20 protein-coding genes and 1 tRNA gene are annotated in these 25,649 nt (G+C 35.2%); 12 read left to right on the plus strand and 9 right to left on the minus strand.

Annotated features, from left to right (window positions below; genetic code table 11):
- The first annotated feature begins 361 nt into the window (after positions 1-361).
- The gene (locus tag ABXQ82_RS18025) at positions 362-1,804 is read left to right on the plus strand and encodes a sodium:solute symporter (protein WP_367063064.1); all 1,443 of its coding nucleotides are present in this window, start codon (positions 362-364) and stop codon (positions 1,802-1,804) included.
- On the opposite strand, the gene ABXQ82_RS18030 is transcribed toward ABXQ82_RS18025, so the two are convergent.
- Positions 1,781-2,143, minus strand: coding sequence for a CoA-binding protein (locus tag ABXQ82_RS18030; RefSeq protein ID WP_367063066.1), 363 nt, complete (start codon positions 2,141-2,143; stop codon positions 1,781-1,783). The genes ABXQ82_RS18025 and ABXQ82_RS18030 overlap by 24 nt on opposite strands.
- Before the next feature lie 106 nt (positions 2,144-2,249).
- Here ABXQ82_RS18030 and ABXQ82_RS18035 point away from each other — a divergent pair, with 106 nt between their 5' ends.
- On the plus strand, positions 2,250-4,730 hold the full coding sequence (locus tag ABXQ82_RS18035; RefSeq protein ID WP_367063068.1) for an outer membrane beta-barrel family protein: 2,481 nt from the start codon (positions 2,250-2,252) through the stop codon (positions 4,728-4,730).
- Between the two features lie 485 nt (positions 4,731-5,215).
- Here the strand turns inward: ABXQ82_RS18035 and ABXQ82_RS18040 are convergent, their stop codons facing one another.
- Positions 5,216-6,223, minus strand: coding sequence for a beta-ketoacyl-ACP synthase III (locus ABXQ82_RS18040; RefSeq protein WP_367063070.1), 1,008 nt, complete (start codon positions 6,221-6,223; stop codon positions 5,216-5,218).
- 310 nt (positions 6,224-6,533) lie between these two features.
- On the opposite strand from ABXQ82_RS18040, the gene htpG reads away from it, so the two are divergent.
- The 6 genes from htpG to ABXQ82_RS18070 all read left to right on the plus strand — a co-directional run bounded on the left by htpG (position 6,534) and on the right by ABXQ82_RS18070 (position 13,474).
- Entirely contained in the window at positions 6,534-8,447 is a 1,914-nt protein-coding gene (htpG, locus tag ABXQ82_RS18045) for a molecular chaperone HtpG (RefSeq protein ID WP_367063072.1), read from the plus strand.
- A 254-nt stretch (positions 8,448-8,701) separates the two neighbouring features.
- Entirely contained in the window at positions 8,702-9,265 is a 564-nt protein-coding gene (locus tag ABXQ82_RS18050; protein ID WP_367063074.1) for a Crp/Fnr family transcriptional regulator, read from the plus strand.
- Positions 9,266-9,591: 326 nt separating this feature from the next.
- On the plus strand, positions 9,592-10,416 hold the full coding sequence (locus ABXQ82_RS18055) for an FKBP-type peptidyl-prolyl cis-trans isomerase (RefSeq protein ID WP_367063076.1): 825 nt from the start codon (positions 9,592-9,594) through the stop codon (positions 10,414-10,416).
- 187 nt (positions 10,417-10,603) lie between these two features.
- Positions 10,604-11,023 (plus strand): hypothetical protein, encoded by a 420-nt coding sequence (locus ABXQ82_RS18060; RefSeq protein WP_367063078.1) that lies wholly within the window; start codon positions 10,604-10,606, stop codon positions 11,021-11,023.
- A 146-nt stretch (positions 11,024-11,169) separates the two neighbouring features.
- A complete protein-coding gene (locus ABXQ82_RS18065) occupies positions 11,170-12,411 on the plus strand; it encodes a DEAD/DEAH box helicase (protein ID WP_367063080.1) in 1,242 nt (413 codons plus the stop codon).
- 94 nt (positions 12,412-12,505) lie between these two features.
- The gene (locus ABXQ82_RS18070; RefSeq protein ID WP_367063082.1) at positions 12,506-13,474 is read left to right on the plus strand and encodes a sterol desaturase family protein; all 969 of its coding nucleotides are present in this window, start codon (positions 12,506-12,508) and stop codon (positions 13,472-13,474) included.
- A gap of 3 nt (positions 13,475-13,477) precedes the next feature.
- On the opposite strand, the gene ABXQ82_RS18075 is transcribed toward ABXQ82_RS18070, so the two are convergent.
- Positions 13,478-14,143 carry a M15 family metallopeptidase gene (locus ABXQ82_RS18075; RefSeq protein ID WP_367063084.1) on the minus strand — a complete coding sequence of 222 codons (666 nt, stop codon included), beginning with the start codon at positions 14,141-14,143 and terminating at the stop codon, positions 13,478-13,480.
- Positions 14,144-14,200: 57 nt separating this feature from the next.
- On the opposite strand from ABXQ82_RS18075, the gene ABXQ82_RS18080 reads away from it, so the two are divergent.
- The 3 genes from ABXQ82_RS18080 (at position 14,201) to ABXQ82_RS18090 (ending at position 17,301) form a co-directional block, all read left to right on the plus strand.
- Positions 14,201-14,812 (plus strand): alpha-ketoglutarate-dependent dioxygenase AlkB, encoded by a 612-nt coding sequence (locus ABXQ82_RS18080; protein ID WP_367063086.1) that lies wholly within the window; start codon positions 14,201-14,203, stop codon positions 14,810-14,812.
- Positions 14,813-15,250: 438 nt separating this feature from the next.
- Positions 15,251-16,555: a DUF819 family protein gene (locus ABXQ82_RS18085; RefSeq protein ID WP_367063088.1), complete on the plus strand. Its 1,305-nt coding sequence runs from the start codon at positions 15,251-15,253 to the stop codon at positions 16,553-16,555.
- A gap of 50 nt (positions 16,556-16,605) precedes the next feature.
- A complete protein-coding gene (locus ABXQ82_RS18090) occupies positions 16,606-17,301 on the plus strand; it encodes a DUF4369 domain-containing protein (protein ID WP_367063090.1) in 696 nt (231 codons plus the stop codon).
- A 68-nt stretch (positions 17,302-17,369) separates the two neighbouring features.
- Here the strand turns inward: ABXQ82_RS18090 and ABXQ82_RS18095 are convergent.
- From ABXQ82_RS18095 to idi, 5 genes are all read right to left on the minus strand, one after another.
- Positions 17,370-17,443, minus strand: a tRNA-Thr gene (locus ABXQ82_RS18095).
- Positions 17,444-17,603: 160 nt separating this feature from the next.
- Positions 17,604-17,873, minus strand: coding sequence for a hypothetical protein (locus tag ABXQ82_RS18100; RefSeq protein WP_367063092.1), 270 nt, complete (start codon positions 17,871-17,873; stop codon positions 17,604-17,606).
- Between the two features lie 26 nt (positions 17,874-17,899).
- Entirely contained in the window at positions 17,900-18,871 is a 972-nt protein-coding gene (locus ABXQ82_RS18105) for a type I phosphomannose isomerase catalytic subunit (RefSeq protein WP_367063094.1), read from the minus strand.
- A 1-nt stretch (position 18,872) separates the two neighbouring features.
- On the minus strand, positions 18,873-19,283 hold the full coding sequence (locus ABXQ82_RS18110; protein WP_367063096.1) for a 6-carboxytetrahydropterin synthase: 411 nt from the start codon (positions 19,281-19,283) through the stop codon (positions 18,873-18,875).
- The gene (gene idi / locus ABXQ82_RS18115; RefSeq protein ID WP_367063098.1) at positions 19,280-19,804 is read right to left on the minus strand and encodes an isopentenyl-diphosphate Delta-isomerase; all 525 of its coding nucleotides are present in this window, start codon (positions 19,802-19,804) and stop codon (positions 19,280-19,282) included. Before idi ends, ABXQ82_RS18110 begins: the two co-directional genes overlap by 4 nt.
- Positions 19,805-19,923: 119 nt before the next feature.
- Between idi and ABXQ82_RS18120 the strand changes: the two genes are divergently transcribed.
- Positions 19,924-21,513, plus strand: a complete 1,590-nt coding sequence (locus ABXQ82_RS18120) for a peptide chain release factor 3 (RefSeq protein ID WP_367063100.1) — start codon at positions 19,924-19,926, stop codon at positions 21,511-21,513.
- 109 nt (positions 21,514-21,622) lie between these two features.
- Here ABXQ82_RS18120 and ABXQ82_RS18125 read toward each other — a convergent pair.
- A partial coding sequence (locus ABXQ82_RS18125; RefSeq protein ID WP_367063102.1) for a T9SS type A sorting domain-containing protein occupies positions 21,623-25,649 on the minus strand: 4,027 nt, incomplete at its 5' end.

The following is a 25,649-nucleotide window of genomic DNA, read 5'->3' on the forward strand; positions in this document are numbered from 1 at the left end:
AAACCTGAAGGGTCTGAAAACAATTCAAGATTGCAAACTAATTGACAAACAAAAAATTTAAGGTATATTTCATTTTTTGTCATGTACTAAAATTAATCCATAAAAGAGGAAAACATTAGTGTTTCCGATAGTTATCGAAACACGGCATTTTTTTATAAAACATGTATTTGCTCTGTTATCCATTGTAAATCGATTTTTACATTTGCCTTTTTAAAGACAAGTGTAATTTCCACAAGTACATATAAGCCTATTTTTAAATTTATATTTGTACTTTCAAAAATTTAAATTAAAATTCCAAAAAAACAAACACTAAATTCCAAAAAAAATACACTTTGGAGTTTTAAAAACCAATAAATAATATATGGCCCCAACCCAAATTCTGCTTTTAATCCTTGCCTACTTTGTAGTTTTAATTTTGATTTCTTACTTCACAGGAAAGGAAGATTCCAACGAAGCGTTTTTTAAAGCCAATAAATCCGCACCTTGGTATTTAGTGGCTTTTGGGATGATTGGCGCATCGCTTTCGGGGGTTACTTTTATTTCGGTGCCTGGCGCTGTTGAAACCAAACAATTTGGATATTTACAGGTTGTTTTTGGCTACTTTTTTGGATATCTCATCATTGCTTATGTGTTACTTCCGCTGTATTATAAACTCAATTTAACTTCCATTTACACCTATTTAAAGGACAGGTTTGGAAATATAAGTTACAAAACAGGCTCGATTTCATTCTTGATTTCCCGTACTGTTGGCGCCGCTTTTAGATTGTTTTTGGTCGCGAAGGTTTTACAGCTTTTGGTGTTTAATCAGTTTGATATCCCGTTTACTGTTACTGTAATTATCACTATTGCCTTAATATGGCTTTATACATTTCGAGGTGGGATTAAAACTATTATTTTTACGGATACGTTACAGACGTTGTTCATGTTAATATCTGTAGTCGTGACCATTACCTTCTTAGCTTCGGCATTAGATTTAAATAGTATTTCAGAAATTTATTTAAATGTAAAGGAAAGTCCTTTGAGCAAAACATTCTTTTTTGGCGATGTAAACAATGCACAATATTTTATAAAAAGTTTTCTTGCTGGTATGTTTATTACCATTACTATGACAGGTCTCGATCAAGATATGATGCAAAAAAACCTGACTTGCAAAAACCTAAAGGAAGCTCAAAAAAATATGGTGTCGTTTAGTGTGGTACTCGTTTTTGTGAATATTTTATTTTTGGTTTTAGGATTATTATTGACGCAATACGCAAACCAACATGGCATTACTGCTAAAAAAGACGATTTATTTCCCACTATCGCTATGCTCCCAGAAATAGGTGTTGTGACCTCAGCATTCTTTTTATTGGGTTTAATTGCTGCGGCATATTCCAGCGCAGATTCTGCTTTAACCTCTTTAACAACTTCATTTTGTATCGATATTATTGAATTGGACAAAAAGCCAAAGCCCATTCAGAAAAAAGTTAGAAAAAGAACCCACATTTTAGTGAGCGTTCTTTTGGTCATCGTCATTATTCTATTCGATTTAATTTTTAAAGATGTTTCTGTTATTTGGGAACTGTTTAAAGCTGCCGGTTACACTTATGGGCCGTTATTAGGTTTATTCGCTTTCGGAATTTTCACAAAACATAAAATTAAGGACAAATATGTTTGGGCAATTGCTATTATTGCCCCAATTTTAAGCTACATCTTAAATATGTATTCCGTAGATCTTTTAAATGGCTATCAAATTGGTTTTGAAATATTGATTATAAACGGCCTCATAACCTTCGTTGGATTAATATTGATTCGTAGAAAGTAACACCAAAGTACAAGCCGCTTCAAATTCAATGTTATTTGCTTTCAAAATATCATAAAATTCAGGGTTTTCTGTGCCTGGATTAAAAATGACACGCTTAGGGCTTAGAGAGACTATGTAATCGTAATATTCTTTTTGACGTTTGGAATTTAAATATAAAGTTACAGTATGCACTTCTTCGTAATTCAATAATTCTGAACTAACCTTTATACCTGACACCTCTCCTTCCTTCATACCAAATGCAACTACATCAATTGCTTTAGCAACTAATCTTTGAATGGCATAATTAGAATATCTATTTGGTTTTAACGATGCTCCCATTACCAAAGTCTTCTTGTTCATAAATGTTAAATAATTTTAAATTTTTGTTAAAAATAGTAACATAATTACAAAAGAGGCGTCTCTTTGTTAATCGAACAAACCACATCAATCAAAATAATCAATTACAATGAAAAATTTTCTTTTTTCAGTAGTACTGCTCATTACATATTTTTCAGCCCCAGCGAGCGCGATTCATCCTGAACTAAATACTGAAAAAACAGGAGTTGTTTCAGGAACAGTTTTAGACGCAAAACTCAAGCAACCCTTACCATATGTAAACGTTATAATTAAAAACGCAAAAGGCGAAACATTAACTGGGGGCATTACTCAGGCTGATGGCTCTTTTAAAATTGAAAAAATTGAAGAAGGCAAAATAGTTGTGAGTATTCAATATATTGGCTATAAGACCTATAATAAATCTGTGACTTTAGAAAGAGGTAATTATAATGTAGATCTCGGTACTGTTTTTTTAGAAGAAGAGTTAGAGGATTTAGATGCAGTAACCGTTGTCGCAGAAGTATCCACAATCCAACAGAAAGTAGATAGGAAAGTGATTACCATTGGTAAAGACTTGACCACAGCTGGGGCAACGGCAAGTGATATTATGAATAATTTACCGTCTGTGAATGTAGATCAACAAACTGGAAATATTAGTTTGCGCGGCAATGAAAACGTTCGTGTAATGGTTGATGGCAAACTAAGCAATGTGCCCATTGCGCAGTTGCTGAAACAAATACCTTCAACATCTATTAAACAAATTGAGTTGATTACCAATCCTTCGGCTAAATATAATCCTGAGGGCATGAGCGGTATCATCAACATTAAATTACACAAGAGCACACAAATTGGATTTAATGGAAATATTAATGTAGGATTGACGAAAGAGATATTCGCAAAATTCAATAGTTCTATTGATATGAACTACCGACACGGGAAATTCAACTTCTACGGAAATTATGGGAATAATATTGGTAAGTACGATAATTTTGGTGCCGTTGATAGATTGGATGATAATTCACGTCAAGATTTCATATTTGGGAACAATAACAAATCCCATTTATACAAAGTGGGTGTGGATTTTTATTTGAATGATAAAAACACTATTTCATTTTTTACCAATCAAAATATGTTTGAGGGCGATGGCATCGGAATAACCTCGGTTACCTATCCAAACTTGTTTCAACAGCAGTTCTTTAGCAATGTTACCGACAACTTATCAAGTCAATATAATTTAGCGTACAAACATGAATTTAATGATGAAGATGAAACGCTGGATATTGAAATAGATTATAACGATTTTAATAAAGATGAATTGGCAAATTTTGATTTTGTAAACTTTAGTTTTCCTCCAAATTACGTTGATAATGTGGACACCAATAGAGATCAAACTACGGTTAACGTTGATTATGTAAAGCCAATAGATGACAAAACAAAACTAGAATTAGGCTTAGAAGCGCGTTTATTTAATTCTGATATTGATTACATGTCTAGCGGACAAACTTTTGATGTGCAAGGCAATACCATCCCAACGCCAAGTACCGATTTTGATTACAGTCGAGACATTTATTCTGCTTATGTCACTTTCGGAAAAACATTTGAAAAATGGGATTACCAAATTGGAGCGCGTGCAGAACAAGTAAACGTAAATGCAGATGCCTTACGGATTTTTGATAACGGCAGCACAGAATTCATTCCGTTTGAAAACAATTATTTCCAGGTGTATCCATCGGCATTTTTAAGCTATAAATCTTCGGATAAAAACACCTATCAGTTTAGTGTAAGCCGTCGTGTGGATAGACCTGGATTAGGACAAGTTAATCCTATTCGCGAATGGAGCACACCAAGGGTATCATCATTCGGGAACTCAGAACTGCAACCCCAGTTTACAAATTCGGCAGAACTTAATTATACCCGAAAACTTAAAAAAGGAAGTATTACGGGAGGCGTATTTTTCAGATTGATTGAAGATAATATTAACAGATTTCTTAGAATTGACAGAACCGATATCACTTCTGGAAACGTGATACTCTCCTATGATAATTTTGATAACACAACCGCCTATGGTATCGAGTTATCTAGTAATTATCGCCCTACCAAATGGTGGAGTTTAAATGGTAGTTTCGATTTGTATTCGCAACAACAAACTGGTATTACTGAGTTTATAGACAATCCTAATATTCAAAACGCTACCGTTGCAGATATTAAAACTCGTAAAACCGAAGTTGACAATGTGATTTGGAACCTAAGATTGTTCAACAACTTTAAAGCCTCTAAAAGTCTAAGTTTCTCATTATTCACAATGTATAGAGGAGAACAAAAAGGCATTCAATTTACAAGAAAGCCAATGTTTATGGTAAACACGGGAATGCGCTATAGTTTCTTAGAAGACCAAAGAGCAACATTCAGTTTTAATTACAGTGATATTTTTAATACCATGAAATTTGAGTTTGAAGGTGATTCACCATTCCCTACTATCGGAGGTTTTAACTGGGAAAGCAATACTTGGAACATAGCTTTATCCTATAGATTTGGAGGCGGTAAATATCGTGCTTTAAGAAGAAAACAAAGAGATGACAACACCCAATCTGGTAGTGGTGGCTTTATGTAAAAACTTTAATAGCCTTATAAACATAGGTTATTGAATAAAACTCCAAAGTGCAAGCTTTGGAGTTTTGCTTTTTAACACAATAACGATTAAACTGTTAAAATTAACGAGTTTACACAATTTTTTTAAAACAAAAACGTTAACTTACTATAACCAAAAACCGGATTAATAATTATTTGAGTTAGTCACTTTAAAAAACAATTGATTAAACGGTTAATGTGTTTTCACATTAAAACTCGAAATCTTTGTATTTCGAGTTTTGTTTAGTATGAACTAGATGACAATACCGTAAAATAAATCTATTTTTTGCCATTATCATCTAACTATTTATAGAGGCTTCTCTTTTCAAAATTTGTGTTAATTGAAAGTTAGTTGGTTAATAGCTAAAAAAAAATCCGAAACTGTATGAAAATACCGGTTTCGGGTTTTTGATTTTTTGTTGCTATGTTGCTTTAAAATGAAAAATAGATTCCTGCTTTCACAGGAATTTACCATTTCATAATCACACTTCCCCAAGTAAAGCCACTTCCAAAAGCTGCCAATACAACCGTATCTCCATCTTTTATCTTTCCTTCTTCCCAAGCTTCGGTTAATGCAATAATTACAGATGCCGCAGTTGTATTTCCGTATTTTTGAATGTTATTAAACACTTGGTCGTCTCTCAAACCAAACTTCCTTTGAATAAATTGGGATATTCTCAAATTCGCTTGATGCGGAATTAGCATGTCAATATCTTCTTTTTGTAATTTATTTTTTTTAAGCCCTTCAACTATAGCCTCACTAAAACGTACTACGGCGTGCTTAAACACAAAAGTACCGTTCATATAAGGATAATAAGAGGTGTCATCGGGGTCATTGGCCTCTAAAATTTCTGGCACCCAATGTTTAATACTTGGACCAATTACGGTCAGTTCTTCAGCATATTTTCCTTCAGAATGTAAATGCGATGATAATACACCTTTAGTATTGTCCTCCGTTCTACTTAAAACCGCTGCTCCTGCTCCATCTCCAAAAATAACGGTAACCCCTCTTCCTCTGGTAGATTTTTCCAATCCTCCCGAATGAAATTCGGCACCTATAACCAACACATTTTTATACATGCCCGTTTTTATAAATTGATCAGCCACAGCAACCGCATACACAAATCCAGTACATTGGTTTCTAATATCTAAAGCACCAATTGTAGGCATCTCCAACATATCTTGAATTTGCACACCACAGCCAGGAAAATAATAGTCTGGACTTAATGTAGCAAACACAATAAAATCAATATCGTCTTTGGTTAAACCAGAGCGCTCAATGGCGATTCTAGCGGCTTTTGCCCCCATTACCGCGGTGGTATCATCAGAACCTTCGGGAATCCAACGCCGTTCTTTTATACCTGTGCGTTCTTGAATCCATTCATCGTTGGTATCCATCATTTTTGATAAATCAGCATTGGTCACCACATTGTCTGGCAAGTATTTACCTAGTCCTATTATTTTTGAGTTGTACATATAATAAACATGTTTTTCTATTTCCGAATGGTCGGAAATCTTTTTTTGTCATAACTAAAATACAAAATAATAGCATCAAACTCTAAAACCAAACTTCAAATTCCAAAAAACTAAATTCCAAATACTGTTATGAACATTTTTTTTATGTTTTGGAATTTTGTTGTTGAAATTTACTTTTTCCATAGAAAAAGTCGTGTCAGTTTGTCATATTTCATCACTTGGCATTTTTGTTGACTAGTTGTGATAAGGAAAAATAAGTTAATCAATAAACAGATTCCCGCCTTCGCGGGAATGACAAAACAATTATACCATGACAAAAGGAAACATTAATGTATCGGTAGAGAATATCTTCCCGCTTATTAAAAAATTCTTGTACAGCGACCACGAAATATTTTTACGTGAGCTTATTAGCAACGCCACAGATGCAACTTTAAAACTAAAGCATTTAACAAATATAGGCGATGCTAAAGTTGAATATGGCAACCCAAAAATTGAAGTTAAAATTGATAAAGAAGGCAAAAAACTTCATATTATAGACCAAGGTTTAGGTATGACAGCCGAGGAAGTTGAAAAATACATCAATCAAATTGCTTTTTCTGGAGCTGAAGAGTTTTTAGACAAATATAAAGATGCTTCTAAGGATTCTGGAATTATCGGTCATTTTGGTCTTGGCTTCTATTCCGCATTTATGGTTGCCGAAAAAGTTGAAATCATTACTAAATCTTATAAAGATGAACCAGCTGCACATTGGAGTTGTGATGGTTCTCCAGAATTCACTTTAGAGCCATCTGACAAAACAGAAAGAGGTACTGAGATCATTCTTCATATTGCTGAAGATTCTACCGAATTTCTTGAAGAATCCCGTATTCGTGAACTTTTAAATAAGTATAACAAGTTTATGCCTATTCCAATTAAATTTGGAACAAAGGAAATAAACGACCCAGAGCACGATCCTAAAACAACAAAAGATAAAGACGGTAAAGAAACTACCGAGCCACATAGAAAAATAACCGTTGACAACATTATCAACAATCCAAATCCAGCTTGGACAAAACAACCAGCAGATTTAAAGGATGAAGATTACAGTAACTTTTACAGAGAATTGTATCCAACGCAATTTGAAGAGCCATTATTCAACATTCATTTAAATGTTGATTACCCGTTTAATTTAACAGGGATTTTATATTTCCCAAAAATGTCGAATGATATCCAGATTCAAAAGGACAAAATTCAACTGTATCAAAATCAAGTTTTTGTAACTGATAATGTTGAAGGTATTGTACCAGAATTTTTAACCATGTTGCGTGGTGTTATCGATTCTCCAGATATTCCATTAAACGTATCGCGGTCTTATTTACAGGCCGATGGTGCGGTTAAAAAGATTTCGTCTTACATCACTAGAAAAGTTGCCGATAAATTAAAATCATTATTCAACAATAACCGTGAAGATTTTGAAGCAAAATGGAACGATATAAAAATTGTGATTGAATACGGCATGCTTTCTGAAGATAAATTCTATGAAAAAGCAGATGCATTTGCTTTATATCCAACAGTTGACGGAAAGTACTATACTTATGAAGAATTATTAAATAAAATAAAAGCGAACCAAACCGATAAAGATGGCAAATTAGTAATCTTGTATGCTTCGGATAAAGATGCTCAACACAGTTATATTGAAACGGCCAAGGCTAAAAATTACGAGGTTTTATTGCTAGATTCTCCAATTGTTTCGCATTTAATCCAAAAATTAGAAAGCACTAAAGAAAACATTACGTTTGCCCGGGTTGATGGCGACCATATTAACAATTTAATCAAGAAAGAAGAAACGACGATCTCTAAATTAGATGAAGAGCAAACCAAAGCTTTAGACGAATTATTGAAAGAAGTTATTCCTTCTGAAAAATTCGCAGTTCAATTGGAAGCTATGGATAGTAACGAATCGCCTTTCACAATTACACAACCAGAATTTATGCGTCGTATGAAAGAAATGCAAGCTTCTGGAGGTGGAGGCGGTATGAATATGTTTGGAAGCATGCCAGAAATGTACAACTTGGTCGTGAATACAAATTCCGAATTGGTGAGTGAAATTCTCAGTACTAAAACCAAAAAGAAACAAGAGCGTTTAATTACGCAAAGTTTAGATTTGGCGCGTTTATCTCAAGGCTTGTTGAAAGGCGAAGAATTGACGAACTTTATCAAGCGCAGTTATGAGATGATTAAATAGAGATATTTTGTCATTCCCTCGAACCTGCCGGCAGGCCGGTGAGCGAATCTCATTAATAGAAACTACAAACATTTTTCGCTTTCGCGGAAACTTATAAAATCTAAAACCACTTTGTGAAAACAAGGTGGTTTTTTGCATCTTATGCAAATTGACTAATTTATCTTACGCAATAACGATTATTCCATGTTGGTAAAGAGATTTTTCGCACTTTAGCACTTCTAATTGAATTTAAAGTGGACACTAACAAATCAATAGTGAAAGAAATATTTAAAGATCTTAGTTTCTCAGATGAAGAGGTCATGATTATAAATTCTGTATTCCATAAAGAAACCCACAAAAAAGGAGCAATACTACTAAAAGCTGGAGATAGTGTTGATGCTCAATATTATATTGAAAGTGGATGTTTGCGCTCATTTTACAATGATGCTCAAGGAAAAGAATATACTGTACAGTTTGGTTATAAAGATTGGTGGATTAGTGATTATACAGCATTTTTTTCCGAATCAAAATCTATAATGACCATAGAAGTGCTGGAAGAAGCTACATTATATAAGATTTCTAAAGAAGACAAAGAATTTTTATATGCTAAAATACCCAAGGTAGAAACATTTTTTAGAATAAAGTTAGAACGTGCATTTGCAGGTTTTCAAAAACGGATTTTAGCAAATTTATCCCAATCTGCAACCGAGCGTTACATCAACTTTGTTAAGTCGTTTCATAATATTGAGCAATGTCTCAAAAACTACCATATTGCATCTTATTTAGGCATTACCACAGAAAGTTTAAGCAGAATTAGAAAAGAATTATCAAACAACTAAATTTATTAACATACATCATTTTTTTTTTTAATGTAACATTATAACTTTGCTATCTAACCGAGATTAAGATATAAACATATTGTAAATCCCTATGGTTAATAGCAAAAGTAAAAAGGTCGTCTAAAAGCAATTTTTAGGCGACCTTTCGTTTTTGATATATTTTGATTTTTCCGCTCTCCACTCTTTGAAGTTTGCAACTTCGCAGGGCGGGAAGAAATATAAATAGTTTCGCTTCTGTCTGCCGACTAGGCAGGTTCTCTGAAACTTATAAAAACTACGATGTAAAAACAAGGTGGTTTTTCTATATTTACCAACAAAAAAACACTATGAGAAATTTAACAATTGTATTTGCGCTTGTGCTATGTTCATCATGCTCTAAAGATGAAATTAAAGATTATTCAGCGGAAAATGACCAAGAAATTCAAGCATTTATTGCCGATAACAATTTAACGGCACAGAAAAGCAGTTCTGGTTTATATTATGTTATAGACACTCCAGGAACAGGAGATAACCCTATTACAACCGACAGAGTAAAAGTGTCCTACAAAGGCTATTATACAGATGGAACTGTTTTTGATGAAAGTACTGCCGAAGGTGTTTCATTCAATTTACAAGAAGTTATTAGAGGCTGGACAGAAGGTATAACTTATTTTAAAGAAGGCGGCAGCGGAAAACTATTAATCCCTGCACATTTGGCTTATGGCAGTAATGATTTTAGAGGAATTCCTGGTGGTTCAGTTCTTATTTTTGATATAGAACTTATTTACGTGAATTACGTTACTGAAAATGAAGAAGACATTCAAAAATATATAGCTGATAATAATTTGGTGGCACAACAAACACCTTCTGGATTGTATTACACCATAGATACCGTGGGCGATGGCGCACAACCTACCCTTACCGATAATGTAACACTAACTTATAAAGGCTATTTTACAGACGATAAGGTTTTTGATGAAAGCTCACAAAACGTAAGTTTTGATTTGGAAGGGCTAATTAAAGGATTTTCTGAAGGCATGACTTATTTTAAGGAAGGCGGAAGCGGTACCTTATTTATTCCTTCTCATTTAGCTTATGGTAATAATGGTGCTTCCGGAATACCTGGTGGCTCAATTCTAATTTTTGATGTTGCGCTTATTTCTGTGAATTAGGATATTAATTTTGAATTTATATATTGAAACCACTTTGTGAGAACAGGGTGGTTTTTACTTTGGATTGGAATTTGACTTTGCACAAAATTTCAGCTACCTTCGTTCAACAGCCGATAAAGCTTACTGAAACGGTACTTTATCTATTTTTAAACGAAACTTTTAAAACAACCAGCATCTATTTTTTAAAATGCAAAACACATCAAATAACCTCAACACCTTCAGAATACTCTACCTCATAAAAGGCATCCTAACCCTATGCTTTTCTTTATTTTTTATTCTCTACGGATTGTTTGGTTATTTTTTTAGCGAATCTATTGAATTTAGTGATTCTACCGATGGCATGCCTTTTAGCTTAGACGTACTTATCTTCTCGTCGATAGGGCTTATTATGATGGTTATTTCTGCTATTGGAATATTTCTTTCAATCATTTTAGGAACACTTACACTATTGGCTTCAAAATACATCAAAGACCTAAAAAACTACAACTTCATATTCGCCATAGCCATTGTAAACTGTCTTACCGGAGTTCTTGGAATTCTTTTAGGCGTTTTTACTTTAGTGGAACTTACCAAACCGGAAATAAAACAATTGTTCAATAAGGTTTAATTCCGGTATTCGTCAAGTAGTTCAATCTTGATGCTTATGTCCACACACAAAAAACAGAACGTTAAGTCGCAGAAAACTATCCAATCAATTAGCAATTCCAGAAAACATGTGCCAATAAACAATACCTTTGCATTAAAACATAATTAATGTCCTTTAAAGACTTACAACTCAACAAACCGCTTTTACGTGCTGTTGCTGAAGCGGGATACGATAACCCTACCCTAGTTCAAGAAAAAACAATTCCATTGGTTTTAAACGGAAACGATGTTATTGTTTCTGCACAAACAGGCACAGGAAAAACGGCCGCTTTTGCACTACCTATTTTAAGAATATTGTTTGACCAACAAGACGCACCCAAAAAAGGCAAAAAAATTAAAGCTTTGGTAGTAAGTCCCACACGAGAGTTGGCTGTTCAAATTTCTGAAAACTTTAAAACCTATAGCATCTATACCAATATAAGAACCGAAGTTATATTTGGTGGTACTTCTATAGAACCCCAAAAAGAGACTTTAAAAAAGGGGGTTGATATTTTAATTGCGACACCTGGGCGTTTATTGGATTTACATAAACAAGATCTTGTAAACTTAGATTATGTAGAAACTTTTGTTTTAGATGAAGCCGATTTAATGTTGGACATGGGTTTTATAGACGATGTTAAAAAAATTGAACGTTTATGCCCTAACGGAAAGCAAACATTGTTGTTTTCGGCAACCATACCTTATAAAGTAGAACAATTAGCAAATTCAATATTAAACGAACCACATCGTATTGAAGTCACCCCGAATGCTTCAACCTCAAAAAATGTACACCAATTATTGTATTATGTACCTAAGCAGCATAAAATTGAATTGTGCTTGCATTTATTACGAAACACCATAAAAGGCAATATCATCATTTTTAGACGTACCAAATTTGGTGTTGACAAATTGGAAAAAACACTTTTAAAAAACGGTTATAAAGCTGATAGTATCCATGGAGATAAAAGTCAAACGGGAAGACAGGACGCCTTAAACAAATTTAAAAAAGGAGAGGTAAATATTTTAATAGCAACCGATGTTGCCGCCAGAGGTATAGATATTGATGCGCTAGACGCTGTTGTCAATTTTGATTTACCCAATGTTCCTGAAACCTACGTACATAGAATTGGAAGAACAGCAAGGGCGGGAAAAACAGGTATCGCACATTCTTTTTGTTCAGCAGATGAGAAAAGCTATATTAAATCTATCCAGCAACTCATTCAACTACAATTAGATATTATTGAAGAACATCCTTATCCGTTAGACCCTAAAGCAAAACCCATTATTCATACTTCTAAAAAAACAGGAAGTAAGCATAAAAAAGGACGAAAAAGTGTCGCTTCTAAAAAGAAAAAGAAACGTTGGTACTAAATCCATAAAAACTCTGTTATATAATTAATACCTTCACAAAAAAAAGAAAACCCGGTTTTTTGGTTTTACGAAGATATCTCTCAATTTCAATAAAATGGATTTCACAAACCCTTTAGTATATGGCGTTCCTTGTTTTTTAGGACTTATTTTAGTGGAGCTTACTTACAGTAAAACGCACGATCATGAGAACCTTTACAAATGGAAAGATTTAGGCTCTAGCCTATTTATGGGGCTTGGTTCTGCGGTATTGGCCGCTTTAATAAAAACTATTTCTGCAATAGTAATTTTCAAATATACTTATGACATATTTAACCCAATGGTTGATGGTATTCGAATGAACATTATGGGTTGGCAATCTTTTGGTTACGCATGGCCAATTTGGTTATTGTGCCAGTTTCTAGATGATTTTACCTATTATTGGTTTCACAGGCAAAACCATATGGTTCGCTTTTTATGGGCAGCACATATCGTGCACCACTCTTCAGATAATTTTAATCTTGGTACTGCCGTTCGTAATGGTTGGTTTACACTTTTATACAAGCCTTTATTTTATATGTGGTTACCTGCTATAGGTTTTCCTCCAGAAATGGTTGTGGTATGTTTAGGGATTGAAGCGCTCTGGCAATTCCAGTTGCATTCTGCCTATATTCCTAAAATGGGCATTATCGAAAAAGTATTTAATACGCACACCATGCACCAAGTACACCATGCCAAAAATATTGAGTACATGGATAAAAATCATGGTGGTTTTTTAAATATGTTCGATAAAATATTTGGAACATGGAAAGAATTAGATGATGATATTGAGATTCAATATGGTGTTACAAAGCCACCTAATTCATACAATCCATTGATTATTTTAACACATGAGTATAAAGATATTTTTAATGATATGAAAAAAAGTAAAAATTTATATCATAAATTTATGTATGCTTTTGGACCTCCAGGATGGAGCCATGACGGGAGCTCTCTTACTATAAAACAAATGAGGGAAAAAATGGAATTGGATAACAAAAACGCCGCTTTAGATACTAAACAAGCAACTGAATTTCAGAAGGTCTAAATATTATTCAATGGGAAAATCAAAATAAGTATTTGGAAAGGGTTGATTTCTCAACGTAAAATGCCACCATTCTCTTGGATAATTTCTAAAACCATGGCTTAACATGATATGTTGGAGCAACTTTCTATTTTCAATTTGTGCTTCTGAAATATGTTGATAATCTACCCAAGATTGCACACCAAAAAAATCATAAATACTTCCCATATCCAGTTCTTTTTTGGTTTTTAAATCTATTAAAGTGAGATCTACTGTACTTCCTTTTGTATGCCCTGAACGTGTTGCAATATATTCTTCTTTAAACAAGTCTTTCTTTTTCACATCTGGATAAAATCGTGATTTATTAATGGTGTCATTTAAATCTCTTGCCCAAATAATGAAATGATTTACGGCACGCTGCGGACGATAACCGTCATATACTTTTAAACCCAAATTTTGTTTTTTTAATTCCTTTTGAATTTTATCTAAGGCAATTACAGTCTCTTCAGTTAGAATCAAACAGTTATTGTTATACCCATCTATGGGTTTACCAACAAAATTGTTAGAGCCAAAATATCTTAAATCTACTTCTAAATCAGAAATCATATCATTTGCATAAATGAAACCATTAGGTAATTGTCCAAATGAAATTGATGAAATAAAAAAGAATAAAATTATTAAACTGTACTTCATTTATATTTTGATTTATGCTAAATTAGAAAATAAAAGGATATGCGCCAGTTGAACTCCATGAATTTAAACTTGAAAGATGCCGATATTGTCTATTATCCAAACTTTTTTAATACAAAAGAGGCTGATATATATTTTAATGATTTATTGACCAATATTAAGTGGCAACAGGACAAGATTACAGTCTATGGAAAAACGTATAATCAGCCAAGATTAACTGCTTTTTTTGGAACAAACAACAAACCTTATAGTTACAGCAATATTATAATGCATCCACAACAATTTGAAGATGAATTACTTACCATAAAAAACACCATTAAAAACGAATTAAATATCAATTTTACAAGCTGTTTGGCTAACTTATATCGGGACGGAAAAGACAGCAATGGTTGGCATTCAGATAATGAAAAAGAATTGGGAAAAAACCCTATAATTGCTTCTGTTTCCCTTGGTGCAGAACGCGTGTTTCATTTGAAGCACAAACAGGATAAAACTTTAAGAGAAAAAATAACACTAAAACACGGGAGTCTCCTATTAATGCAGGGGTTAACACAAGAAAACTGGCTACATCAAGTACCAAAAACCAGAAAGAACATAGGCCAACGAATTAACCTCACATTTCGCATTATTCCACAAAAAAACCGAGTTCCCTCAAACTCGGTTCTTTCTTAATTTGCTTTTTATATTATGTGCTAGATTTGGGGTCTCCACATCGTCAACATAATGCAAATATTAATTAATTAATCCATTGAACTAAAAAGTATATTATTTAGTACGGGTCAAATATAAAAATGCATTTTAATCACAACGATAAAAAACACAAAAAATCGTTGAAATACACTTTTTTTTAACATAGTTCGTCGATGTAATACATATTATCGACGAACGACATCTTTTTGATGAATAATTCACTTAAAAAAAGCACCCTAAGTAGAGTGCTTTTTTACTAACTAACCAACCAAAATATGAATTACAATTCTAAAAGTTTAAAGTAACCACTCAATAAACTATTGTTATGAAATGTAATTACTTATTACTTCACAATCTCTGTGCCAAACTAAAACATTCCCTTCTTATATTTTGATTATCTTAGAATTTTAAAAAAAACAAATGACAAGTCAACCTATTTTTACTGGAGATACTATTGTATTCGGACTATTAATGCTAACGTTAGGTTTTGTGTTTTACACTTCAACAAGCTCCAATTCTTTTTGGAAAAAATTCTACAAATACATTCCTGCACTATTAATGGCGTATATGCTTCCCGGAACGTTAACTACTTTAGGGATTATTGCACCAGAGTGGACAAGCGCAAATACCGCTGGCGATATTGTAGAACATAAATCTCAAGTCTATTATATAGCAAGTCGGTTTTTATTACCTGCCGCATTGGTATTAATGACCCTTAGTATTGACCTAAAATCTATCTACAACCTTGGTCCAAAAGCACTCATTATGTTTTTAACTGGAACGGTGGGCGTTATTATTGGCGGACCACTTGCTATTTTATTGATATCTATTGTGTCTCCAGAAACTGTTGGAGGCGCTGGCCCTGATGCTGTATGGCGAGGTTTGGCAACTTTAGCGGGAAGTTGGATTGGTGGTGGCGCAAATCAAGCAGCAATGCTAGAAATATATGGTTACAACACGAGTAACTACGCTGGTATGGTAATAGTAGATATTGTTGTAGCCAACATCTGGATGGCTATTTTACTTTTAGGGATTGGAAAATCTGAAAAAATCGACACATGGCTAAAGGCCGATACCAGTGCTATTGAAACCCTAAAGGAACGCGTATCTTCTTATGCTTCTAAGATTTCAAGAAACCCCACATTGAGCGATTTTATGGTTATTCTCGGCATCGCTTTTACCGTAGTTGGCATAGCACATTTTGGAGCCGATAATATCTCTGGTTTTTTAACCTCAAACTTTGAAACTGTTAGAGATAAATCTTCAGCCATGTCTTCATTCGGTTCGCAATTCTTCTGGATGATAACCATTGCAACTGCTCTTGGTATTTTATTATCATTTACAAAATTAAAACAATATGAAGGCGCTGGAGCTAGTAAAATAGGGAGTGTTTTTATTTATATTCTCGTAGCAACTATTGGAATGAAAATGGACTTAACTAAAATTTTAGAAAATCCAGGTTTAATTTTCGTTGGGCTGGTTTGGATGGCAATACATGTGGCGTTATTAATATTAGTGGCGAAACTTATTAGAGCACCTTATTTTTTCCTTGCTGTTGGCAGTAAAGCCAATATTGGAGGTGCAGCATCCGCTCCTGTAGTAGCTGCCGCCTTCCACCCTTCTTTGGCAACGGTTGGCGTACTTTTAGCTGTCTTTGGATATGTTGTAGGCACCTATGGCGCAATGCTTTGTGCAGAGTTGATGAAAATTGCTTCGGCAGGCTAGTATTTCACTAATAATTATAGGATATTTGCGCACCTAATTTTTATAATTCGATGAAAAAATATATTCTCCTACTTTTAGTTATCCTAGTATTTTCCTGTTCGAAAAAACAAAATGATCTAATTGTACAAACAAACATTAAAGGTTTAAAAAAAGGAACTGTTTACTTAAAACGCGTTATAGATACTGCTCTGGTTACAGTAGATTCAATAGTTGTAAATGGTAATTCTCAATTTGAGCTGCAAAGTGAATTAGAAGAAGCCGATGTATTCTATCTGTACCTTGACAAAAACTCGAAAGAAGACGATAGAATTACCTTTTTTGCAGACAAAGGCATCGTAACAATTAATACCTCACTAAAAAACTTTGTTGCAGATGCAGAGATTAAAGGTTCCGAACAACAGAAGGTTTTAGAACAATATCAAAAATTAATGTCCCGATTGAACAATAGGAATCTAGACTTTATAAAAGAAAGCTTTCAAGCTCAGAAATCGGGAGATTCTAGTGCATTCAATGCCATTGAAAAGAAACAAAACAGCCTTGTAAAAAGCAGATATCTTCAAACTGTAAATTTTGCCATAAATAATAAGGATAGCGAAGTTGCGCCATATTTAGCTCTTTCTGAAATTTATAATGCGAATATTAATTTATTGGACACCATACACAAATCTTTAACTCCCAAGATTAAGGCATCAAAATACGGTAAAGAATTACAAAAATATTTAGAAGAGCGAAAGCAGAACGACTAAACTATCATAGACTCTTATAAATTAAAAAGCCTCAAAAAAAACATTTGTTTTTGAGGCTTTTTTTTTTGAGCCGATAGAGGGACTCGAACCCACGACCTGCTGATTACAAATCAGCTGCTCTAGCCAGCTGAGCTACATCGGCCTATTATAAAATCAATATTTCAAAACTCCTAATCTGCTACTCGAACCCACGACCTTCCCGATGCTAAATCGGGATGCTCTAGCCAGCTGAACTACATCGGCGTTTTAAGGCTGCAACTATAATTTTAGAAATTTAATCTGCAAGCACTACGTCAAAAAAATTAACCTAGATTGTTGATTTTTTCGATAAGCGCCCTTCCTTTGTCCTCAAGTTCTTGATTAATTGACTTAAAATGAGCCTTTTTGTTTTCAGCGGTTTTATCGTTTACCTTAGCTATTAGATCATCAAACGTAACAATAGCTTCATCAATAATTGCTTCGCTTTGTTTTGTATCCTTGTCTGTATTTGAATATTCCCAAATATAAACTGCCTCTATAATATCGCCTAAAACGTAATTAATATCTTTTTTTAGGTCTCTAACATTTGCCATAATAATTATTTTATTTTGCTGTAAAACTAAACATAAACTTCTAATAAAGTAGCATTTTCAGATACAATCTTATATTCTCTTATTCCAGCAGGCAACAACATAGTTTCTCCTTGTTTCAAATCTTCTGAAATACCATTTGCTAAAATACGTGCTTCGCCTTCAACACATATATATATGAAGAAAGAATCTTTGTCATTTACTATGGAAAGTGTTTCCGTAACTTTTAAATAACTAGTGGTAAAGTATGGGCAACTTACCATTTCATTAGGTGTATTCTCTTTCTTTGTATAATTAACTCTAAAATTGTCTGGCATATTAAAATCAATAGCGTCTAGCGCCAAATCATTATGCAGCTCTCTTTCGTTCCCTTCTTCATCTACTCTATCCCAATCGTAAACTCGATAAGTTATATCACTTGTTTGCTGTATTTCTGCGACCATTACCCCTGCTCCAATGGCATGAACACGACCTGTTTCTACAAAATAAGTATCTCCTGTTTTAACTTTATCAAAATTTAAAATCTCTGTTAGCGTTTTCTTTTCTAAATGCTCTAAATAAAGCTTTGGAGTCATTTTTCTGTTGAAGCCCACAATAAGATTAGCATCTTCATCTGCCTGAAATACATACCACATTTCTGTTTTTCCAAAGGAATTATGACGTTTAGCAGCAAGTTCATCATTAGGGTGTAATTGTATGGATAAATCTTGTTTTGCATCAATGAACTTTATAAGTAAGGGAAACTTATTCCCGAAAACCTTGTAATTTTTTTTTCCTATTAAATCCGATTTTAAAGTCTCAAGCAAATCTTTTAAGGACTTCCCTTTTAAGCTGCCATTTAAAACAATTGAAGTATCTCCTTCTACATCACTTATTTCCCAGCTTTCACCTATATAAGGCAAATCAGATTTTTTGTTTAAAAGTGTTTTCAGTTTTTGACCGCCCCAAATTTTATCTTTTAATATTGGATTGAATTTTATGGGGTATAAAGTACTGCACATATTATTGCCCAGAATAAGTTACAAAGTTTCGAGGTGTTTCGTATAATGTGATTTCCAGTTTTAAATCGTCTGGCAATTTCGGTTTCATTTTATTGTAAATCACTACTGCAATATTTTCGGCTGTGGGATTTAAATCTTTAAATTCCGGGACTTCAATATTCAGGTTTTTATGATCGAATGCGTCTTCAACTTCAGTCTTAATAATATCCTTTAAAACCTTCATATCTATAACATAACCTGTTTCTTTATCTATATTGCCAGTTACGCTTACAATGAGATCGTAATTGTGTCCATGGAAATTTGGGTTATTACATTTGCCAAAAGTAGCATCGTTTTTTTCGAAGCTCCAATCTTTTCTATATAACCGATGCGCTGCGTTAAAATGTGCTTTTCTGCTAACCGTTACCTTCATGATTTTATGTTTATGTGTTCGTAGAACTTATCAAAAATAACCTTAAACCAAGCTGTATATAATTCTGGATGTGATGAAATATCGTCTTTAACGGCTTCCAATGGCATCCATTTCCAATCTGCAACTTCTTCTTTATTAATAATAGGTACTCCGTTATAAGCACCTAATAATACGTGGTCATATTCATGCTCAGTTAGTCCATTGTCAAAAGGTGCTTTATATATAAATGAAATGGATTCCTTTAAATCTACCACAAAACCCATTTCCTCCTGTAAACGTCTTTTTCCTGCTTCAATGTTAGATTCTCCATCTCTTTGATGACTACAACATGTATTGGTCCAAAGCCCAGGGGAATGGTATTTACTTAAAGCCCTTTGCTGAAGCATTAATTCGTTTTTATCATTAAAAATAAATACTGAAAACGCTCTATGTAAAACAGCTTTTTCATGAGCTTCCATCTTAGGCATGAGCCCTATTTGTTCATCTTGTTCATTAACAAGAATTACTTTTTCTTCTTTCATAGTTTAACAAAAATACCACGTAAAAATTAATATTAATAACGTTTCGCTGAAAAACTAAAAACCCAGATTATGAAATCGTAATTTATGAAGTATATTTGCAGCCATTCAAGAATAAGAACATGAATTTTCTAAAAGAAATACAACGCAGACGAACCTTTGGCATTATATCTCACCCAGATGCTGGTAAAACCACTTTAACAGAAAAATTACTTCTTTTTGGTGGTGCTATACAAGAGGCTGGCGCAGTAAAAAGCAATAAGATAAAAAAAGGTGCTACGAGTGATTTTATGGAGATTGAACGCCAGCGTGGAATTTCGGTAGCTACTTCTGTTTTAGCTTTTGAATACGACGGTATAAAAATTAATATTTTGGACACTCCTGGGCATAAGGATTTTGCTGAAGACACGTTTAGAACCCTAACAGCTGTTGATAGCGTAATTGTAGTAATTGATGTTGCAAAAGGTGTTGAGGAACAGACTGAAAAACTGGTTGAAGTTTGCCGTATGCGAAATATTCCTATGATTGTATTCATTAATAAAATGGATAGGGAAGGAAAGGATGCTTTTGATTTGTTAGATGAAGTTGAGCAAAAACTTGGTTTAAAAGTGATACCACTAAGTTTCCCAATAGGTATGGGCTATGATTTTAAGGGTATTTATAATATTTGGGAAAAGAACATCAATCTTTTTAGTGGAGATAGTAGAAAAGATATTGAAGAAACTGTAGAGATTTCAGATTTGTCATCTCCCGAATTGGATAAATTAGTTGGTGAAAAAGCAGCTAACACCCTTAGAGAAGAAATAGAATTGGTGGAAGGTATTTATCCTGATTTCGATAAGGATGCCTATTTACAAGGAAATCTACAGCCTGTTTTTTTCGGTTCTGCCTTAAATAATTTTGGAGTTAGAGAATTATTGGACTGTTTTGTGGAAATAGCTCCAAAACCAAGACCCAAACAAAGTGAAGAGCGTTTGGTTAAACCTGATGAAAAGAAGTTTACTGGGTTCGTTTTTAAAATCCATGCGAATATGGATCCAAACCATAGAAACCGATTGGCTTTCGTAAAAATTGTTTCTGGGGAATTTAAACGCAATACGCCTTACTTACATGTAAGACACAATAAAAACGTGAAATTTTCAAGTCCGAATGCTTTTTTTGCTGAAAAGAAAGAAATCGTTGATATCTCTTATCCTGGCGACATTGTAGGTTTACAAGATACCGGGACATTTAAAATTGGAGATACTTTAACCGAAGGTGAAGTCTTAAATTATAAAGGTGTACCTAGTTTTTCTCCAGAGCATTTCAGGTATATCAATAATGCAGATCCATTAAAATCTAAGCAATTAAATAAAGGAGTTGATCAATTAATGGATGAAGGTGTGGCACAATTATTTACTTTGGAACTTAATGGAAGAAAAGTAATTGGAACTGTTGGTGCACTTCAATATGAAGTTATACAATACCGATTGGAACATGAATATGGCGCAAAATGCACATACGAAAATTTAAATGTTCATAAAGCCTGTTGGGTAGATCCCAAGAATTCTAAAAGTGAGGAGTTTAAAGAATTTTCTAGGGTAAAACAACGCTTTCTAGCAAAAGACAAACAAAATCAATTGGTGTTTTTGGCAGATTCACCGTTTTCTTTGCAAATGACTCAGCAAAAATATCCGAGTATTAAATTTCACTTTACTTCTGAATTTGAATAATGCCCTTATAAAGTAATACTTAAGCAAGTTTAACTATAACTAACAATAAAAGAGGTTTTTTGAAAATTTCAAAAAACCTCTTTTATTGAACTTCTAATAGATTGAATTGTTACTTTCTTGCTACAATTCTTCTAGTTAATGTTTCTTTATCGGTTATTAAATTAACAAATAGCATGCTTACTTCAATATGTGACAAATTAATTTCTATAATTTCTTCAACACCTCGTGTATAATTCTTTTTTTCATAACTATTTATTAACGCTCCTCGAACGTCAAATATTTGAATCTTAATATCGGTATTGTAATTAATAGTGTATTTAAGATTTATATGCTCTTTGAAAGGTACTGGATATACAATAAATTCACCTATATTGTTAGTATAATCATCAACACCTAAAGAACCGTCACAAGATGGGTCATCTAACTTTGATACTGTATTATCAGGGTCGTTATCATCACAATCAACATCTGCTGTTACACCATCACAATCCAAATCGTTAGTATTGGCTTCCACAATTATTGAACAAAATGCTTTTGCGCCATTGGCATCAGTCACTATAACAGTATTCTCACCAACTCCCAAACTAGTGGCTATTGCAGTTGTTTCTCCATTGCTCCACTCATAAGTATATGGTGCCTTCCCACTAATGGCAGCAACAGTTGCTGAACCGTCATTAGCACTTAAACAAGAGGTGTTTTTGATACTCTGGGCACTTATCATACAAGATAGCAAAGTAGGGTTCTCAAATATGCAATCAGTTACCTCCCCACAATCTAATAGAAAGTTAAAATCGATAGTCCATTTTTTAGGCTCTTCTGTTGTTCCCATCCAGCCCCATCCGGCTGCTCCCTCTGCTCCGATATCGGAATCAAAAAGCGCACCTCCAGGCCCAACATGAAAACCATAATTTGGCGTATTCGGATCATTTGGATCTGGACGTTGCATGATTTTAAACACGCCTTCCCCTACACATGAGCCACCTACTGCTTTGGCAAAACTCTTATCTCCATCTATTACATAATAAGATAAATCTTGTGCAACTGCCCGTGAACAACCTTCTTCCTTAAAGCTTCCGCCCGAAGCGCTCCAATCACTCCAATTTTTCTTGTCCTTTAACACCACATAAACCTCAACAACACATCCATTTATCTGGGTCTGCCCTCTTAATAAAGCTGTATTGTCACTATATTCTGTAAATGTCGTTTTATGTGTCGCATCTGATTTAAAAAACTGTTGGTTATTCTCAAACCAATAGAAATTGTTATACGGTTGATTATTTGCTGTACAGAAATTGGAATCAACGACGTTACACTCCCTATCCATAATACCTCCTACACATTGATCGCATCCATCTGGTATGCCATCACCATCAGTATCAACTCTATCGTCTGACCCTGGACAAACATCTTCACAATCATTAACCCCATCATTATCAGAATCATTACTACTAGCAGTTATAATTACCGAACAAAGCGCTTTTGCACCATTGGCATCGGTTATTATCACAGTATTTTCAGCTATTCCTAAACTTGTTGCTGTTGCAGTTGTTTCGCCATTGCTCCACTCATAACTAAATGGTGCTTTTCCATTTACGGCTGTAACAGTTGCTGAACCATCTTGAGCATTATCACAAGATGAGTTTATGATGTTCCCTATATCACAAGACAATAATGTTGGGTTCTCTAATACACAATCGGTTACCTCCCCACAATCTAATAGAAAGTTAAAATCGATAGTCCATTTTTTAGGCTCTTCTGTTGTTCCCATCCAGCCCCATCCGGCTGCACCCTCAGCTCCGATATCGGAATCAAAAAGCGCACCTCCAGGCCCAACATGAAAACCATAATTTGGCGTATTCGGATCATTTGGATCTGGACGTTGCATGATTTTAAACACGCCTTCCCCTACACATGAGCCACCTACTGCTTTGGCAAAACTCTTATCTCCATCTATTACATAATAAGATAAATCTTGTGCAACAGCCTGCGAACAACCTTCTTCCTTAAAGCTTCCGCCCGAGGCACTCCAATCACTCCAATTTTTCTTGTCCTTTAACACCACATAAACCTCAACAACACATCCATTTATCTGGGTCTGCCCTCTTAATAAAGCTGTATTGTCACTATATTCTGTAAATGTCGTTTTATGTGTCGCATCTGATTTAAAAAACTGTTGGTTATTCTCAAACCAATAGAAATTGTTATACGGTTGATTATTTGCTGTACAGAAATTGGAATCAACAACGTTACACTCCCTGTCTATAATACCTCCTACACATTGATCGCATCCATCTGGTATGCCATCACCATCAGTATCAACTCTATCGTCTGACCCTGGACAAACATCTTCACAGTCATTAACGGTATCATTATCAGAATCATTTTGATTGCTGGTTGTAATGTTTGGATCGTTGTCATCACAGTCTTCCGAAGTTGGAACACCGTCACAGTCCTTATCGTTGGCGTTGCTGCCCACGTTTGGATCATTGTCATCACAGTCTTCCGTAGTCGGAACACCATCACAATCCTTGTCGTTGGCATTACTGCCCACGTTTGCATCATTATCATCACAGTCTTCCGAGGTCGGTACACCATCACAGTCCTTGTCGTTGGCGTTGCTGCCCACGTTTGGATCGTTGTCATCACAGTCTTCCGAGGTTGGCACACCATCACAGTCCTTATCGTTGGCATTACTGCCCACGTTTGCATCATTATCATCACAGTCTTCCGAAGTTGGCACACCATCGCAGTCCTTGTCGTTGGCGTTGCTGCCCACGTTTGGATCGTTGTCATCACAGTCTTCCGAGGTTGGAACACCGTCGCAGTCCTTGTCATTGGCGTTGCTGCCCACGTTTGGATCATTGTCGTCACAGTCTTCCGAGGTCGGTACACCGTCACAATCCTTGTCGTTGGCGTTGCTGCCCACGTTTGGATCATTGTCATCACAGTCTTCCGAAGTTGGCACGCCGTCGCAGTCCTTGTCGTTGGCATTGCTGCCCACGTTTGCATCATTATCATCACAGTCTTCCGAAGTTGGTATGCCGTCACAGTCCTTATCGTTGACGTTGCTGCCCACGTTTGCATCATTATCATCACAGTCTTCCGAGGTTGGCACACCATCACAGTCCTTATCGTTGGCGTTGCTGCCCACGTTTGGATCATTGTCATCACAGTCTTCCGAAGTTGGCACGCCGTCGCAGTCCTTGTCATTGGCGTTGCTGCCCACGTTAGGATCATTATCATCACAGTCTTCCGAAGTTGGAACACCATCACAGTCCTTATCGTTGGCGTTGCTGCCCACGTTTGGATCATTGTCATCACAGTCTTCCGAAGTTGGAACACCATCGCAGTCCTTGTCATTGGCGTTGCTGCCCACGTTTGCATCATTATCATCACAATCTTCCGAGGTCGGTACGCCGTCGCAGTCCTTGTCGTTGGCGTTACTGCCCACGTTTGGATCATTGTCATCACAGTCTTCTGAAGTTGGAACACCATCACAGTCCTTGTCGTTGGCGTTGCTGCCCACGTTTGCATCATTATCATCACAGTCTTCCGAAGTTGGTATGCCGTCACAGTCCTTATCGTTGGCGTTGCTGCCCACGTTTGGATCGTTGTCGTCACAATCTTCCGAGGTCGGTACACCATCACAGTCCTTGTCATTGGCGTTGCTGCCCACGTTTGGATCATTGTCATCACAGTCTTCCGAAGTTGGCACGCCGTCGCAGTCCTTGTCATTGGCGTTGCTGCCCACGTTTGCATCATTATCATCACAGTCTTCCGAGGTCGGAACACCATCACAATCCTTGTCATTGGCGTTGCTGCCCACGTTAGGATCGTTGTCATCACAGTCTTCCGAAGTTGGTACGCCATCACAGTCCTTATCGTTGGCGTTGCTGCCCACGTTTGGATCATTGTCATCACAGTCTTCCGAAGTTGGCACGCCGTCGCAGTCCTTGTCATTGGCGTTGCTGCCCACGTTAGGATCATTGTCATCACAGTCTTCCGAAGTTGGAACACCATCACAGTCCTTATCGTTGGCGTTGCTGCCCACGTTTGGATCATTGTCATCACAGTCTTCCGAAGTTGGCACGCCGTCGCAGTCCTTGTCATTGGCGTTGCTGCCCACGTTAGGATCA

The organism is Algibacter sp. 2305UL17-15 (assembly GCF_040720935.1).
GTDB lineage: Bacteria > Bacteroidota > Bacteroidia > Flavobacteriales > Flavobacteriaceae > Jejuia.

Bases quoted from the DNA above. Each gene is read 5' to 3' on its own strand.
- ABXQ82_RS18110 (WP_367063096.1), bottom strand. From the start codon at position 19,283: ATGAAGGTAACGGTTAGCAGAAAAGCACATTTTAACGCAGCGCATCGG.
- ABXQ82_RS18070 (WP_367063082.1), top strand. From the start codon at position 12,506: ATGGATTTCACAAACCCTTTAGTATATGGCGTTCCTTGTTTTTTAGGA.
- ABXQ82_RS18065 (WP_367063080.1), top strand. From the start codon at position 11,170: ATGTCCTTTAAAGACTTACAACTCAACAAACCGCTTTTACGTGCTGTT.
- ABXQ82_RS18060 (WP_367063078.1), top strand. From the start codon at position 10,604: ATGCAAAACACATCAAATAACCTCAACACCTTCAGAATACTCTACCTC.
- ABXQ82_RS18040 (WP_367063070.1), bottom strand. From the start codon at position 6,223: ATGTACAACTCAAAAATAATAGGACTAGGTAAATACTTGCCAGACAAT.
- ABXQ82_RS18100 (WP_367063092.1), bottom strand. From the start codon at position 17,873: ATGGCAAATGTTAGAGACCTAAAAAAAGATATTAATTACGTTTTAGGC.
- ABXQ82_RS18090 (WP_367063090.1), top strand. From the start codon at position 16,606: ATGAAAAAATATATTCTCCTACTTTTAGTTATCCTAGTATTTTCCTGT.
- ABXQ82_RS18030 (WP_367063066.1), bottom strand. From the start codon at position 2,143: ATGAACAAGAAGACTTTGGTAATGGGAGCATCGTTAAAACCAAATAGA.
- htpG (WP_367063072.1), top strand. From the start codon at position 6,534: ATGACAAAAGGAAACATTAATGTATCGGTAGAGAATATCTTCCCGCTT.
- idi (WP_367063098.1), bottom strand. From the start codon at position 19,804: ATGAAAGAAGAAAAAGTAATTCTTGTTAATGAACAAGATGAACAAATA.
- ABXQ82_RS18035 (WP_367063068.1), top strand. From the start codon at position 2,250: ATGAAAAATTTTCTTTTTTCAGTAGTACTGCTCATTACATATTTTTCA.
- ABXQ82_RS18025 (WP_367063064.1), top strand. From the start codon at position 362: ATGGCCCCAACCCAAATTCTGCTTTTAATCCTTGCCTACTTTGTAGTT.
- ABXQ82_RS18075 (WP_367063084.1), bottom strand. From the start codon at position 14,143: ATGAAGTACAGTTTAATAATTTTATTCTTTTTTATTTCATCAATTTCA.
- ABXQ82_RS18105 (WP_367063094.1), bottom strand. From the start codon at position 18,871: ATGTGCAGTACTTTATACCCCATAAAATTCAATCCAATATTAAAAGAT.
- ABXQ82_RS18080 (WP_367063086.1), top strand. From the start codon at position 14,201: ATGAATTTAAACTTGAAAGATGCCGATATTGTCTATTATCCAAACTTT.
- ABXQ82_RS18085 (WP_367063088.1), top strand. From the start codon at position 15,251: ATGACAAGTCAACCTATTTTTACTGGAGATACTATTGTATTCGGACTA.
- ABXQ82_RS18055 (WP_367063076.1), top strand. From the start codon at position 9,592: ATGAGAAATTTAACAATTGTATTTGCGCTTGTGCTATGTTCATCATGC.
- ABXQ82_RS18120 (WP_367063100.1), top strand. From the start codon at position 19,924: ATGAATTTTCTAAAAGAAATACAACGCAGACGAACCTTTGGCATTATA.